This window comes from Novosphingobium sp. AP12 (assembly GCF_000281975.1).
Lineage (GTDB): Bacteria > Pseudomonadota > Alphaproteobacteria > Sphingomonadales > Sphingomonadaceae > Novosphingobium.
In genome coordinates this window covers 21257-37277 of record NZ_AKKE01000005.1, presented here as the reverse complement: position 1 = coordinate 37277, position 16021 = coordinate 21257, and the positions used below count along the sequence as shown (strand labels likewise).

7 protein-coding genes are annotated in these 16021 nt (G+C 58.5%); 3 read left to right on the top strand and 4 right to left on the bottom strand.

Annotated features, from left to right (window positions below):
- Nucleotides 1-254: 254 nt before the first annotated feature.
- Nucleotides 255-383, bottom strand: coding sequence for a hypothetical protein (locus PMI02_RS28135; protein WP_255348703.1), 129 nt, complete (start codon nucleotides 381-383; stop codon nucleotides 255-257).
- Between the two features lie 1154 nt (nucleotides 384-1537).
- Here PMI02_RS28135 and PMI02_RS00140 point away from each other — a divergent pair.
- The 3 genes from PMI02_RS00140 (at nucleotide 1538) to PMI02_RS00130 (ending at nucleotide 5296) form a co-directional block, all read left to right on the top strand.
- Complete coding sequence (locus PMI02_RS00140; protein WP_238538926.1) at nucleotides 1538-1990, top strand: sigma-70 family RNA polymerase sigma factor; 453 nt, start codon at nucleotides 1538-1540, stop codon at nucleotides 1988-1990.
- Nucleotides 1991-2019: 29 nt separating this feature from the next.
- A complete protein-coding gene (locus tag PMI02_RS26140) occupies nucleotides 2020-2964 on the top strand; it encodes a FecR domain-containing protein (protein WP_007676993.1) in 945 nt (314 codons plus the stop codon).
- 490 nt (nucleotides 2965-3454) lie between these two features.
- The gene (locus PMI02_RS00130; RefSeq protein WP_238538925.1) at nucleotides 3455-5296 is read left to right on the top strand and encodes a TonB-dependent receptor domain-containing protein; all 1842 of its coding nucleotides are present in this window, start codon (nucleotides 3455-3457) and stop codon (nucleotides 5294-5296) included.
- 99 nt (nucleotides 5297-5395) lie between these two features.
- On the opposite strand, the gene PMI02_RS00125 is transcribed toward PMI02_RS00130, so the two are convergent.
- The 3 genes from PMI02_RS00125 to PMI02_RS00115 all read right to left on the bottom strand — a co-directional run bounded on the left by PMI02_RS00125 (nucleotide 5396) and on the right by PMI02_RS00115 (nucleotide 15866).
- Nucleotides 5396-6571: a TIGR03032 family protein gene (locus PMI02_RS00125; RefSeq protein WP_007676990.1), complete on the bottom strand. Its 1176-nt coding sequence runs from the start codon at nucleotides 6569-6571 to the stop codon at nucleotides 5396-5398.
- Nucleotides 6572-6625: 54 nt separating this feature from the next.
- A complete protein-coding gene (locus PMI02_RS00120; protein ID WP_007676989.1) occupies nucleotides 6626-11971 on the bottom strand; it encodes a pertactin-like passenger domain-containing protein in 5346 nt (1781 codons plus the stop codon).
- A 1273-nt stretch (nucleotides 11972-13244) separates the two neighbouring features.
- Nucleotides 13245-15866: a PAS domain-containing protein gene (locus tag PMI02_RS00115; RefSeq protein ID WP_007676988.1), complete on the bottom strand. Its 2622-nt coding sequence runs from the start codon at nucleotides 15864-15866 to the stop codon at nucleotides 13245-13247.
- Nucleotides 15867-16021: the final 155 nt, after the last annotated feature.

The window sequence follows — 16021 nt, the reverse complement described above, 5'->3', positions numbered from 1 at the left end:
GGGGGGCGTCCACCCCATCACCACAGCATGAACGCCCTCTGCGGCAGGGTCGCTTGGGACGACATGACATAGTGTTGATCAGGCTTTGAGAGCGGTAATATCGTTGGCGATGGTGCTGTTTTGTAAAGAAACGCACCATCAATATCAACCTCAATACCAATCTCCCAACCTATTTCCAGTGCGAAGCACACGTTCCTAATCTGACTATGCGGGGTTTGCGTAGACTACACAGACGGCCTTATCCGGCACATTGATTACCTTCGGTCTTTCTTGGCCGGCTTGAGGCCATCGCCAATATTGCTGCCGCCGTAGCCGGCACCGCGGCTGACGAAGGGACTGTGCAGGACCGAGTCCTCTCCGGCAGTGACGAGGACGCTGCTCACCGCATGATCCTGGAGGATCGTGAGACCTCAATGCGCGCGCGTCAGCCCCTTGGCGGCATAGCGCAGTTTGCTTGGAAGTCGGTCATGGTCATCGGGAACGCCGCACGAGCTTGCTCGCTACCGCCTCCCCATCTCGCGCCGACGTGCCCCTCGGCAGGTTCGTGGTGGAGCCCTTAATTCTTAGGCAGACCGCCGCGCCACCTGCCGCTCAAACATGCGTAGACAAGGTTGGCGGGCGGCAAAAGCAAGGTCGTCGAGAAATATTGTCCGATTTTCGACCTCTCGACATTGCACGCTGCGCAGGCCGCGACCGGGGGCGGCTCGTCGCGCACCGACTTAAAGAAGGGACTGCGCGCGAACACATCGTCGGCCTTGTGTACCGGTGCGCAGCAATAGCCACAGAAGACGGACTTGAGCTCGTATCGACGAGAAGCAGATCTCGGTCGGCATAATAGCGGCGCCGCCGTGGATTGATTGAAAGGGCATCAGGCGCGCCGCTGCCATCTCCTGCTTCAACTGATTGGACAACCCTATGAAATGCGGAGGCTCGTCGAAGCTGGCCCGGTGCGGCGGAAACCGAAGCGGTCTGCCGCTGTAATAATGTGCGGGCCGAACACGCTTAGCGAAGACAGGAACAACTGATTTTCGCCCAATGGCGAAATCGCTTCTCCAGCTTGGTTCGCCAAGCGAACAGCCATCGAGGCCGATGACGCTCGCCTCCGTTCTACGGGTCAGACCGCCATTCGAGCTTCACGATCTCCGTAACAGTGGCAATTCATCGCGCAGGATCGTCTGTTGCGAGGACGCTCTCGGCAAAAGGGCATTTTTTTTGCATCAACCGTCGGCGCCTGGTAAAAAGAAGTAAAATATCGGACCTCGTGCGGCAGGCTCGCCAGAGCCAAACCAACGCTAGAGTCGGATAATCGACTGCAGGCGCCCCGGTATAGCGGGTTTAAGATGAACGCCCCCCGTTTTGGTCTTTCAATCTCGACCGAAGACGGATGTTTTCGGGACTCGCCGGGGGACTTGCCACGCCCCGTTTTCCGGCTACCCACATCAGTGAATTTCCTGGTGGATCCGCATTAACAGTGACCGAGACCGAATGCCTGCGAGGCGGTAAACTCGTAAGCGTCCTGCTTGCCAATCGAGCTAGATTGCGTGCATATCTGTGCGCGCGTGGTGCCAACAGCATAGCCGATGACCTTTTGCAAGAAATGTGGATTAAAGCATCGGCGATTCATCGCGACGTCGAGCCGAGCCCCCTTAATTATTTGTTCCGCATGGCAGACCGCATGTTGCTAGACACCTACCGGCAGCATGCGAGGCGTTCGGAACGCGACACGAACTGGGCCAGCGTTTATAAAAGCGAGAACACCGCCCTTGCTGACCGCCAACTAATAGCACGGGAGCAAGTCAATGTCGTGACACAGCGACTCCGCGAGCTTGGACCCAGAGTAGAATATGTGTTTTGGCGATATCGGCTCGAAGGTGTTGAACAGCGCGAAATCGCGGCAGAGTTGGGAGTAAGCCTCAGCACCGTCGAGAAGGATTTACGCAAGGCCTATGGCAGCTTGGTCGACGTGAAAGCGGGCTTCGATGCGGTTTAAATGCCTGCGCGGCGTTAAGGGGGCATATGATGGATAACGCCCGCCTCAACGAAGAAGCCCTGAATTGGCTGATCCGACTTGGTCACCCCGGGTTTGACGACTGGATAGCGCTCACGGAATGGCTTGCCGCATCGCCGGCGCATGCGCTAGTTTTCAACCACCTCCAGGCGGCGGAAGCGGACTTGCTAGATGACCTCACGCGCGGCCGGCGTCCAGCCATAGCTGCCGCAGCAACGGTTCCTGCGCATACTAAATGTTTGGAATCAGACGCGACCAACGACAATACGTTTGGACGCAGACTTTTGCCCGTCGGCATAGCGGCGACTGTTGCCTTACTGGTGACGCTTGGCTTTTGGCATGATAATTACCGCCACGTAGCCGCGCCCTGGCCTGAATATCGGACGATGGCAGGTGCCCACAAGGAACTACACCTCCCGGATGGCAGTCAACTCGCTTTAAATGGTGACACCGTCGTGCGATTGGCCCCTGAAGCGCGCAGCGTTGTCCTGATTTCAGGTCAAGCCTTGTTCCGTGTTCAGCACGATGCAGAGCGTCCATTCACAGTTATTGCGGGCAAAACGACGATAATTGATCTAGGGACCAGTTTCGACGTGGTACGCGAGCGCGGCCGGATCACGATTACTATAGGCGAGGGTTCCGTTGAGCTAAAAGATGAGCGATGGCCAGATATGGTGCTATCGGCTGGAGATGGGGTGGAGATTGTAGGATCAAACCTGCGTAGGTTCACGCAGCAGCGCGCGGACATTGGCAGCTGGCGCCAGGGGCGCCTGCGCTACGAAGACGCGCCGGTGTCTCGCGTCTTGGCAGATGTCGGCCGCACAAGAGGCCTCAAGGTTGAAATTGGACCCGACGCACAAAACTGCCGTTTTACCGGGTCGATCAGCTTGCTGGGGTCTGACGAGGAGGTGAAGGCCCGCCTACGCCTGCTTTTGATGGCTAAAGAACCGCACTAAAATGCTTAGATATGGCGGACTTGCGCTAGGGGCCGCACTTGTGATGATCGCGCCTAGAGCCCAGGCTCGCGACCTGGCCATACCTCGTTGCACGCTAGCCGAAGCAGTTGATCTAATTGCACGTGGCACCGGTACCAGTATAGGCATAACCGATCCTCATCTTTTAAAGCGTCGGATAACGCCCAAACGGGTCACAGGCAAAGTAGACAGCATGTTACGCCAGATACTCGGCGATGGCGTTGTGCTTCGCCGACTTGGAAGAGATGTGTGGTTGATTGTTGGGGTTAAGCCGTTCGGGATCATCCCGATTGCAGATCTCCTACCCGTACGTCCGAATGAAGAGATGGGCCACCCGATTGTTGTAATGGGAAAGCCAACGGGCGCCCGGTCCAGATTGACTTCGGTCTCCGCCCGGACTGTCTCAGGTACGGAGATATCCCCGGCGTCGGGTATCCGAGGAGTTGATGCCGTTGCCGATCGTCTAGCGCTTATGACCTCTACCCATCTTGGACCGGGGCGCGAGAAGCTTTTTTTGAGGGGTATCGCGGATTCGAGCTTTGCCGGCACGCGTGCAAGTACGGTGGCACCATATTTTGCCGAACAGCGCTTGACTTACCGAGCACCGGACCCTGGGCTCCTGCCGCTCGACCTGCAAGAAGTGGACGTTCTGCCGGGGCCACAAGGCACGATTTACGGATCAAGTTCGCTGGGCGGCGTTCTTCGACTACTGCCTAATCCACCGGACCTGAGCCGGACGACGTCATACGGATGGACTGGGGTTTCAGCGACGAAGCACGGAGCGCCTGGATACGATCTTGGCGGTGTGCTCAACGTGTCAATGATAGAGGATCGCATAGCGCTCCGGGGAGTTGCATACACCTCCTATGCCGGGGGCTATATCGACGACGTGGCTCGAAATGCGCGCGACGTTAATCAGGTTCGGACGCGCGGTGGTAGACTGGCGGTACGCTTCGACACAGGCGATTGGAGGGTCGATCTCAACGGCGTAGCGCAGTCTATTCATAACCGTGACGCACAATATGCCCAGCCAGCTCTCGCAGGCTCTCTCGGGCGAAGCGCGGTATTCGCCGAGCCTGCGTACGACCGTATGGCACTGGCAGCGGTCACATTATTGCGTGACATTAGTATTGGGCACTTCAGTTTCAACATTGGCGGGGTGAACCAGCATGTGGAACAGCGATATGCAGCAGTCGCACTCGATGAACGGCCTGTTGTTTACGTGCAGAGCGACCTGTCTGACTTGCTCACCGCTGAAATTCGGGCATGGCGTGATCCTGCCCGAGCAAGCCTGAGCTGGATCAGCGGTGTGAGCCTGTTGTCCAGCCGAGCCCGCCAGTATCGAACGGTAATGTCGGGCGCTCAGACCGACTTGGTTCGTCTGACAAATGACAATACGGAACTCAACGCGTTCGGCGAATTGACCCTGCCGATAGGTCAGACCCTCTCCGTCATAGGCGGCTTGCGTGTCGGTTACGTGTCCCTCGATGGCGAAGCGGGGGGCACGCTCGAAAGCCTGTATTTTTCGCGCGAGCAACGTCCAATCGATGTATCGCGCCACGCGACGCGGATTTTGCCGTCCGTAGCAGCTTCGATCGATCTAGGTAAAGGCGCGCGAGGTTTCGCGCGCTACGAGCGCGGCTACCGTCCTGGCGGCGTTGCCGTGGGAAACGTGTCCCGCGAATTCTTGGCAGACCGGATGGGTACATTCGAACTGGGCGTGAGTGCTATAAAGATTGGCCCGATCGCTATCGACGCGACCCTCGCGTGGAGCCGCTGGCAAAACGTACAGGGCGACCTGATCACTCCCGCAGGCCTCACCTATACCGAAAATATTGGAGATGCCGCCGTGTTCTCATTCGACATAGCGGCCCACGCGCAGATTACGGAGCATGTTCAAATATTGGGAGCGGCGATGGCCGTCCGCAATCGCCTGAGGCCTCTTGGCTATTTGAGCGAGGCCAGCCATTCATTACCCAATGTTCCAAAGCTATCACTGCGTGGCGAGATGCGCTTTCACGTACCCGTCGGTCCAACGCAGAGCATAGCGGTTGAAGCACTTGCCCTTCATGAGAGCGCGTCACATCTCGGTGCCGGCCCTCACCTCGATCTACCGCAGGGCAGGGTAACACGAATAGACGTGGCAGGGAAGCTCAACACCGGCGACTTAACGATTGCCGTGTCAGTAGACAACTTGCTTGACGACCGCGGAAACCGGTTTGCGCTTGGCAATCCCTTCACGTTACGCACAGAACTGCAGACTACACCTCAACGCCCGCGTACGATCCGGGTAGGGCTTGAGGCAAATTTCTAACGGGAAGTGTCCAGCATTTTTCTCAGTGACGGCAGGCTAGCTATGGAGAGCACAAAGGGCACGGCGGCCCCTTTACCTATGCTCAATCATCAACTCGGGTCATATCGGTTCGAAAGTAATAGTATTCTGAAATTCTTGGGTATCGGGTCCCACAGACATGGGGCAGGCCACGCCCGGAAGAGCTGCAACATCAAACAATTCGGTTATGTGTCCTTCAAGGCGGATCCACTCAACGATATCGCCTGTCGACAGGTTTACGATCAGCACGCCACACCATGCCTCCGCATCACGCGTCTTCAACTCACCATCGAGCAGCAAGCTTTTGAAGGTGCCGTCGCGCGGTTTCGAGACGGTGACGATCGCATGCCCACCATGGATTGCCATACCGCGCAGGAAACCGGGGCAGAAAGCGATGTCCACCTTTGCGCTGGTCTCGGGATCAATTCGCACTATCTGACCGCGCCCGCTGTCGAGCACGTAGACATGCCCATTCGCCACCCGCGGAGAATGCGGCATGGATAATTGCTCGGTAACGATGCGGTTCTGCCGAACGTCGATCAGCACTCCGCCTTCATGCCGACGCTCCCGCCAACCGCCAAGCACGTCGGATCGACTGACTGCAGTAACATAACGCACTTCACCGTCTGCCATCGCCATACCGTTGAGATGGCAACGGTCCTCGGGCGCTAGTTTCGATATAAACGGCGGTTTCCAGATGGGCTTGAAACTATGCGTCAGGTCGAGCGTCGCAAGGCAGCTGTACTTCGTATTGACGAAGATGACTTGGCCGTTGTTGTCGACGGCTACCTCGTGGATATCGACGTCCCCAGTCGTCTGAGCGTTGCGGGGGACTAGGACCGCATCGAAGACTTTGTTCCCCAGTTCGCCCGGCCGCAACATATCCTCGAGCCGCCAAAGCTGAGATAACGAGCCGAGATAAAGCCGGCCGGGCCGCCAGCAGACGCCCATTGCTCGGCTGAAGCTCTGCTGATTGAAAGAGACGGTACCGTTCGTATGGGAACCGACGAGAAAAAGCTGCCCGGTCTGATACGAAGTGAAGGCCAGACTCAACCTGTGCGTCCGCAACCAAATACTGAGACCGCGGGAAACCGCAATATTAGTAGCGCCCGGTGCAAGGTTTGGTGCCTCGGCGCCGGGGGCGGAAGCACTACCCGTTGTAACTTCGGTCTGGGGCATTCCGGATTCCGCTTCTTTCTCGGACGCGGAATCCGGACGCTCGGTGGAGAGGTCTGTGGGAAGAGCAGTGTCAGTCATCTTTATTCTCTTTGGGGTGATGGCCGGAACGGTTGCCCGGCCATCTCGCTAGCATCAGAACTTGAAGCGCATGCCTACGCGGCCACCGCCGCCCTTGGATGAAGAACCTAAGCTGGCATTGCCCTCGACGAAGCCGCTGACCGGGCCTTGCGAAGAAATATTGACGCCCAGCGCCGCTTGCCCATAGTCACCCCTAGCACGGCTTTGGACCGTTTCCGTAGCACCACCGCTGAAGAGCGTAGCTGTTCCTTCGCCGTTGAACTGGTGGACCCAGTTCCCCTTTGCATAAAAGATAGCGTCGGCGCCCAGCACCCTTGCCTTACCCCCAATTCGGGCCCCCAGCTTGCCAGTCAGGCCATCGAAGTTGCCGAACTCTAGTGATTGGTTCAGCAGGTCGAGATTGTCGATGCTTGTCTTCTGCCAAGCGAGCGAAGCCAGAGGCTCAACAAAGAGAGTCTCGGAGCCAAGCCGCGCACCAATCTCACCTTGCAGGCCATAAGCGTCACCTCCGGTTTTGTCCGACCAATCGGGATCGCGGCCATGGACGTCGATCGAATGGTGGTCATACTGAGCAAGCACATTGGTGAAGAACACCCCGCGCTTGAAGGAGGCGTAGGCACCGAGGTTAATGGTGTCGAATTGGCTCCGCTCCGCGCTACGATCAAAGTTTTGACGCGAGCTGATGTAGCCTGCGGTCACACCGAAAACGGTTGCCCCTGCATCATTCACCGATCCCCCGAGGTCCGCGCCCACCTGGAAACCGTAAAAATTCTGCCGGTAATCGAGCCTATATGCAGTCCCCCCAATATTTCGCGATTGGTCGCTGTTTACCACGCCGCCGTATGCCTGTCCCCAGATATGAGAACCTGTGCCCATGTCGTCACGGATTTCAGCCATATGGCTGCTCCATGCCTGTGCAGACTGATCCCAGATCCCTGACGCGCCCTCTCCCAGCTTAGCAAGACGATAGACGCCTGCCCCAGCCTGCGCGCGCAGCTGGAAGCTGCCAGCATCGTATCCCAGCGAGTAATGGACGAGGCCGACTTCAGTCTGAGCCATGTGGAACGCGGTCGCGGAACTGCCCGCGCCTACTTTGACGAGTTCCAGCGGTTTAGTGAGAAGCGTCGCGTCTGCAGCGACTTGGTTTAGCACAATACCAGTGGAGCCCGTCGCAGCGCCCTCGATTACCAAGCGGTCTGAAGCACCGTGTTGGACGTCAAGCGCTAGAAGGGCGTTGCCGGCGCCGACGTAACCACCGGTAAGGGTTAGCTTGTCGCCGACCGCACCGCCGCGCAGGTCGATTGTGCCGCTGTTCTCGAAGCGCTCAAGGCCATTGAACGTCACAGAAGTTGGCGCAAACTCGGGGGCCACGCTCTTTAGATCGCGCACGAGCAGCGTCCCGCTGTTGGCGAAGTGGTCCTCTCCCCCGCCAAAATCGCTGTCGCCTGCGGCGACAAGAACGCCGGAGTTGATAAAGTCGTCCCCGAATGACGTGAGCCGAAAGTCGCCCTCGATCAGACCGCTATTGTGTATCGCCGATCCAAAGCCACCAGCGATCGGATTGCCTTGTTCATCAAGAGTGTCGACCATGACGATAGTGTAACCGTCGCCCTTGTTGTTGACAGTTCCCGCATTGTTGACAGTCACGCCCTTTGCGGCAAACAGATACATCGTCGTGCCCGGCCCAGTCAGTCCGCCTTCCGACCCGACTTTCCCGCCGCCGGTGACAGTTGCTCCCCGTAGGACATTCACCGTTACCGCACCATAAGGTGAGAACGTCTCGATCGCGTCGAAATCTTTTGATACGACGCTGCCATGCACAGTTATCTCACCGCCGTTCGTAGCGGTAAGGGCCACACCTACCCTGCCCGCGGTAATATCTCCGATATCGAGGGTCGCATGGCCCGCGTTGAGGAAGATGCCCACGCCGTCCGCGACAATTGAATTGGTCTTGATATCGACCTCGCCGCCCCCACCACTGATGCCGTTAGAGCCTTGGCCAAGCGCTACGATATGATCCGCTTGAAGCTCCGTAATGCCGAAGAAAGTATCAAACCCAACACCTGTGGCATATTTGCCAGAGACCTGAACATCCGACACTGCGATAGACAGCTTGGGTAGCGGTACTTCTGCCGCGACGCCAATCTGCACCGCGTCCTTGCCGTAATGACGCCGCCCGCCGACGATCGCAGCAACACCTACGCTAAAATCGCCCGATACGGAGATCAAACCGCTAGAAGCGATGCTGACGTCGTCACCCGATCTTGACGTGACGTCAATACCTGATGATTGCACGCCGCTGACCTGGATTTTGCCAGCATTCATAATCGTTATCGGGGAGCCGCTTTGGAGGCCAGTCGTTGCATAAATTCCCTTCCCAGCTAAGTCCGTCTCGACGGTGATCAGCCCGGTGTTGGTGATTGAGACCGGACCGCTGCCGAAAGCCAGGATGCCATACGAATTTGTGAAGCCGGACGCCGATATGGTGCCAGTTGTGGTGACATCGATGCCGCCGCCGGCGCTGTAAGCCCGCACAGCTGCAGTTCCGCGCCCATGGGATGACACACTGTTGACATGAATTGTCGCCTTCCCCCCCAACGCCGCGGCATAGACGCCCCCAGCGTCGTCGCCTTCAGTCGACACGACTCCAGTTGAAACCACCGTAACGTTCTGACCGACGGCATAGATTCCCGTCGGCACCCTGGGTGAGAGATAAGTGTCGCCCACCCAACGGCCCGACACAGTCTTTCCTGTAGTCGAAACGTCGACCACTGTGACGTTCACATCGCCTTTTGCCGCATAGGCAAGGATTCCCATCGAACCGTTACCCGATGTCACGATCGCTCCAGCGTTGATGTTTATGTCACCTCGTGCTTGGTTGAATGCGACAAGTGCATCAGAGGTAGCGCCGACAGTCATAATTGAATCGACGTCAATACTTATATCGCCCGTGGTCTGCGCACCATCCAGACCTACGCCTGCGATATTCGCATAAACGCCGACCGATTGCGGCCCCCTCGTGAGCACGCTTTGCTGGGTGATCGCAATGTCGCCGCCTAGTGCATAGGTGAGAATGCCCCACGAGTTCGCGCCATAGGTGGCCACTGATCCGTCATGACCGTCGAGGGTAATGCCTTCCATCCCCAGCGCAAGTATGCCATTCGATGAGTTGTATCCGTAAGTTGCAATATGCCCATTGTTATGGATCGCACCGGTACCACCGGAAACGGCGGTTATGCCGTTTGAAATGTCACCAAAGGTATTAATGCCTTCATTGACCGTTATATCGAAAGAATTGCCGCTACCGAACACCCCGGTATAGATACCATCAGAACCCAGTCCAAAGGTGCTTATGTTTCCTGCGGTGACAGTCACACCCGTTCCTTCGGCAACAATTCCGAACCCGGATTCACCCGTAGTCAGGATGTGCCCGGCGTTGACTGCGACGTTCTCTGCGGCCAGTGCAACGATACCGGCACCAAGCGATCCGGTCATCTCCACGTCGTCAACGTCAATAGCGACGTTCTTACCGCTCGCGGATATGCCTAAAGCCTCGTAATGGTCCGAGCGGATTGAACCAGCATTGATCGTCACGTCTCCACGGATTGCGGAGACGCCAATGCCGGCGCCGTCAACTGTGCCGGTGTTGATTGTTACGTCGCCGTCGAAGGTGTACGCGAAAATGCCGGTACTGGATTGGCCCGTCGTCTTCACGCTACCGACTTCTAAAGCGACATTTCCTCCAACAGCCGTGTTGACGGCAACGATGCCAACAGAATTGGCTCCCGCCGTCTCCACTGAGCCCGCGTTGATGGAAATGGAATTGTCTGTACCGGCACTGTAGGCATAGATGCCATGGGCATAGTCCCCCGTCGTTTTGACCGATCCCACGTCGATGACGGTCTCCATCTGGTTGCCGAGCGTAACACCAACCACACCGTAGGAAAATTTACCTTGGGTGCTGACATTGCCTATGTCAATCGATAGCGTCTGCCCAACCGAGGTAGATGTTCCGCCGACAAGGGCAATGACACCGTAGGATTGGTCACCCCCGGTACTGACGCTTTCACCGGTGATCGTCAGATTGCCTTGCAGAGCCTCGGCGTGAATACCTCGCGAGTAGAACCCGTTTGTCGAAATGTTACCCGCTTTGATCGTAGTGTCACCGAACTGGTTGTACGAAAAGATGCCAAAAGCGTAGTCGCCTTTTGTCGTCACGTCACCCACTTCGATCGTCGTGTTCCCGCCGCGCCCGATGTTGACGGCATCGATACCGTCCGAGGAGAAGCCACCAGTCGACACATCACCGGCCGTGACGGAGATGTCCCGACTGTGCCCTTCGTTCGACCAGACGAGGTTACTGCTGGCATAAATACCTGCAGAATAATCGCCTCTAGTGCTGACATCGCCAGATTCGACGGTGACGGCGCTCCCCACGGCTTTGATAGCGCCCGCATCCGAGTGAATGCCGTAACCGGCACCTCCGGTCGTGATGTCACCGACCTTGACCGTCGTGGTGCTGCCTGAATAGGCGACGACACCTCGGCTTGCTCCGCCAGATGTCGTTAGCGATGCCACTTCAACGGTCACATCGCTGAGGTAGCTCGATGCATACACGCCATCCGAGCCATATCCCGAGGTGGTGACGGTGCCAGCGTTGATTGTCGTACTGCCGCCATAGGACGTCGCCCGGATCCCCGATGCAGCAAAGCCAGCGGTCGATACTTCATTTGCGGTCACGTTGATGCCGCCGGATATAGCGCCCGCGTTGGTGCTGGCATAAATTCCGTCGGAACGATAGCCAACCGTTTTAACTACGCCGACATCAATGCTGATGTCCCCGTTTCCGCTGGCGTGAATGCCGCTCGACCAATCGCCTGTGGTTTCGATAGCACCGGCTTTAATAGACGTGGTGCCATCGGCGACCGTGAGAATGCCGGGCTCATCGTTTCCATGGGTGATAACGCTCCCGACGCTAATTGTCAGGTCGCCAACGGCACGGTTTGCGGCTTGATCGAAAACGTCGGCGCTGCCAGCTGTTTCTCGACTTGTACCGTTTCCGGTCAACGAACCAGTAATCTCAACAACGCCACCGAAATGGGGTTGGTGAGTGTCAATGGCCATAACTTTGGAGCGATGGACAGTCAGATCCTGAGTCGGTTCCGCCCCATATGCGTCTGATTTTTTGTCGGGCGAGTAGCTCGGCGCGGGAGGGCAGACGGTGGTAGAAAGGGACAATATACCGCAGGTGGGCGCGGCGATAGCCGGCAGGCTTCCCAACAGAAGAATGGCAGCCGTTCCGCCGAGACAGGTCCCAAGGCGAAGGGCGCCCCGCCGGCCTTTGGCAGCGCGCGGCAACTTGAAGGCCACACTGTTCGCGTCGAATTGATTTTTGTACACTTAATAGCCCCCTGGCAGCGTCCAGAAGCAATCAGATCGCGAATCCAAAGCCCGCCGGAGAGAATGGCGGCGATGCATAACTTTGCAAAACTCTAGGGTTTCGGCTCGGTGCTTCTTTGATGGCCGCTAAACGTCGCCGAGCCACCTAACCCGTAACGAAAAATGTCAGAGATGTAATATTTCTAAGAAACGGCGCCGGGCTTGCTCCCCGCCGATGCGGCGATCGTTTCGGCGGGAAGCGGTGGCGGACAGTTTGCTGCACCGGTGCAGGGCGGCACCCAAGCGCTGGCGGATCGAGCAGCAGCGCATCAGCGCCGCGTTTCGCCCGTCCAACCGTCTCGCCCCAATCCCGCCACCGCCGCAGAGGTAGTGCCGGGCGAGCTAGCGGGCGACGGTGTTAAGCAAGGGCTTGCTAGTAATTCCACGCAGAACGTAGCCAGTGGTTACGGGCCGACCATCAGCTTCATCACGGTGCCTTCGTCTGGGACGCCGGCTGCTTGCGCGTTGATTGCGGTCATCCCATCGAGATCCGGCGCCGCCGTCGTTGAATTCCGCGGCCTCAAGGCTGTCCATGCGCAAGTTCGGCAGCCTCCAATCGTGCGAGAGCGCCGGATTATTTGCACCGGGTATGGCAGAGAAGCGTAGTGATTCCCTAGGACCATGACAGCGCAGAATGACAGATGAAGTTAAACCCATACCATGCAGTATGTTGATAAACTTTCCTATCTCGGGGGATTGAGGCAAGACCTTATGACGAAGCGCATCGGAACACGGCAGCTCACATTTGAAAGCATCCATTCAGTCGATCTGGTGGAGCTCAGCGACGGGTCATATTGGAAGGTGTCTCCGAATGGTGCGAGGATAGTCAGGATTTGGCGGAAAACAGATCCCGTTGAGGTGAAGGCCAACGGCGGAAGCTGGGAGTGGGCTTTTCGGATTGTGCATCTTAGCAGTGGCGCATCGTCGCCAGCTACGCCCTTTGCTGGTCCAGAAACAGGCTGATGATCGTGTCCCGCGGAGTGGTGTAGGGTTCTTAGGGCAGCGAAGCTGGCCGCACGCGCGCTCATCAATAAAGCACTGTAGCGACCCGCCACTACCGCCCCGCCCCGACTCGGGTTTTCCGCCCTCATACTGGTCGTTCCGGAGCCAAAATCGAATACCCAATTCCGGCTCTTCATTCATCGCCAAGAGATCGGACTTACCCTCCGTTCCAATCGGCTTACTTCCACAATCGCTGACGGCGTAAGCGGACGATGACGGTGCAGGTCCTAGACTAATCGCCTAAAAGGATCGCTTTGATCCGATGGGCAAGCTCATCCATCGAGAACGGCTTCGTCAAGATCTGCATCCCCGGGTCGAGGTGACCATGGCTCAGGACGGCATTCTCGGCGTACCCGGTAATGAAAAGCACTTTGAGTTCCGGCCGCAAAACCCGCGCCGCGTCCGCGACCTGACGCCCATTCATACCACCAGGCAAGCCTACGTCGGTGATCAGCAAATCGATCCGACGATCGGAATTTAGGACCCCCAGCCCCGCCGGGCCATCGTCGACCTCGATCGAAGTATAGCCAAGTTCAGTGAGGACTTCGCTGGCTAGCATGCGCACAGTCGGTTCGTCATCGACGACGAGCACTGTTTCATGGGCCTGGGCGCGGGGAGCTTCGCCGGCATCGCTCGGCTCCTCGCTGAGATTCAGGTCGCCAAGGTAACGCGGAAGATAGAGGCAGACCATCGCGCCCTCCCCCAATTCCGAATAGATCCGCACCTGACCGCCCGACTGCTTCACGAAGCCATAGATCATGGAAAGGCCCAGGCCCGTTCCCTCGCCAATCGGCTTGGTGGTGAAAAACGGCTCAAAGGCCTTTGCGATCACGCTGGCCGACATGCCGTGGCCGGTGTCCGACACACAGATCGAGACGTATTGTCCGGCGGGCAGCTCCCGTTCGGCAGCCGAGCGATGATCGAGCCAGCGATTGCCGGTTTCGATGGTTAGCTTGCCTCCATCGGGCATCGCGTCGCGGGCGTTGATGCATAGATTGAGAAGCGCATTCTCGAGCTGGCCTGGATCGACCAGCACAGGCCAGACGCCGGCGGCGTGCACGGACTCCACGTTGATGGCCGGGCCCACCGTTCGCTGGATCAGGTCTTCCATCCCCCGCGCCAGGCGCATGACGTCCGTCGGCTTGGGCTCGAGCGTCTGCCGTCTGGAAAAAGCAAGCAGCCGGTGCGTGAGCGACGCCGCGCGCCGGGCGGCGCCCTGAGCGGCATTGACGAACTTGTCGACTTCCGAAGCCCGCCCTTCCGCCACGCGCTTTGCCAGGAGTTCCAGGCTGCCCGTGATACCGGTGAGCAGGTTGTTGAAGTCGTGAGCGATCCCTCCTGTCAGCTGACCGACGGCCTCCATTTTCTGGGATTGCCGCAGGGCCGCCTCGGCCTCCATCAGAGCTGCTGTTCGCTCCTCTACCTGCAGCTCCAGTGAAGCCGCGAGGAGTTGCAGTTCCTGCTCGGCACGTCGGCGCTCGGTCGCGGCGCGTGTGCGCTCGGCTACGTCGCGGATGAACGCCAGCTCGTCGTCGGGCCATTGGCGCGGCTCCGCATGGTTCAGGTAGAGCAGAGCGACGAAGCCGCCCTGTTCGGTGACCGGCATGTTTATGAAGGCCCGCGCACTGATCGCCTCGAGCACAGGCGAAGTCGCGGAGGTGCGCGGGTCCGTCCTCGTATCCGTGATGATCGCCGACTCCCCACGCTTCAGGTCGTCGATGTAGGAACCGTGCTCCCGGAAGTTCAGGACGCCTGCGATGGTGGTGATGCCGGGCGCGTTCCAGTCACGTTCGATCGTGATGGTTTCCGCGACCGGGTCGACGATCCCATAGCCCGCCCGGCTGACGTCCAACGTGCGGCCGATGATTTCTGCGGCGGCGTAGGCGATGTCCGTAGGGTCATCGAGGTCGCGGATAACGTCCGAGAGTTCGATCATGGCGGCACGCATACGTTCCGAGCGCACCTGGGCCGTGACGTCGGTAGTGACGCCGGCAATCCGTACCGGCGTGCCCGAAGTGTCGAAAATGGTCAGCCCGCGTGACGCGACCCACCGGGTTTCGCCTGCCGGCGTAATCACCCGGTGCTGGATTTTATAGTCGGCGTCGCCATCGATTCCGGCCTGGATCTGAGCCGCTACCGCCGCCCGGTCATCCGGATGAACGCTTGCCAGACGGTTGTCATAGGTCATGGGATGATCGAGCGGCCATCCCAAAATCGATTTGTAGACGTCGGAGGCGACGATGGCCCGCGTGCCCAAATCCATGCTCCATGCGCCGAACCCTCCGGCGCGCATGGCCAGATCCAGTTCGCGGTCACGCTGCAGCTCGACGTGTGCCCGGTGACTCAGTTCCGCCAGCATCGCCGCGTTATCTGATTCCAGACCTTCGAGACGCTCGCGCTCGATCGTCACGTCGACCTGGCTGGCGAAGAAGTAGGCGTGTTTGCCATAGGCATCGTAGACCGGTGCCATCAGCAACCGGTTCCAGAATGCGCTGCCATCCTTGCGGTGGTTGCGAATGTCGATTTCGATGGCCTCGACGCGCTCGACGGCGTCATGGATCCGCCTGATGGTCTGGGGGTCGGTCTCGGCACCCTGCAGAAAGCGGCAGTTGCGACCCAGGATCTCCGACCGCTCGTAACCGGTGAGGCGACAGAACGATTCGTTAGCGAATACCACCGGATTGTCGGGCTGCCGGGGATCGGTGATGATCATCGGCATGCGCGTCGCCCGAACTGCTGCAACGAATGGATCCGTGCCCCGATCCAATCCGATCAGCTCCGCCTCGATCCGCTCTGCATCCGCCATCTTGAGCGCGCGCTCACCGGTCATTTTTTCGTCGTCTGTCACAGGCATCCCGGTCAGTCTGGCAAGGGCGCGCTAGGCATAAGAGCCTGCCCCTGGAAACGAAACTCTGAAACGCCGCACCGCTCGCTTGGTTCTCGCACCTCGGGCAAATTCCGCCCGAAACGCGAGGCGCACGGCCGGCATTCTGGTGACACTCGAGCGAA

Bases quoted from the DNA above. Each gene is read 5' to 3' on its own strand.
- PMI02_RS26140 (WP_007676993.1), top strand. From the start codon at position 2,020: ATGGATAACGCCCGCCTCAACGAAGAAGCCCTGAATTGGCTGATCCGA.
- PMI02_RS00130 (WP_238538925.1), top strand. From the start codon at position 3,455: ATGACCTCTACCCATCTTGGACCGGGGCGCGAGAAGCTTTTTTTGAGG.
- PMI02_RS00125 (WP_007676990.1), bottom strand. From the start codon at position 6,571: ATGACTGACACTGCTCTTCCCACAGACCTCTCCACCGAGCGTCCGGAT.
- PMI02_RS00115 (WP_007676988.1), bottom strand. From the start codon at position 15,866: ATGCCTGTGACAGACGACGAAAAAATGACCGGTGAGCGCGCGCTCAAG.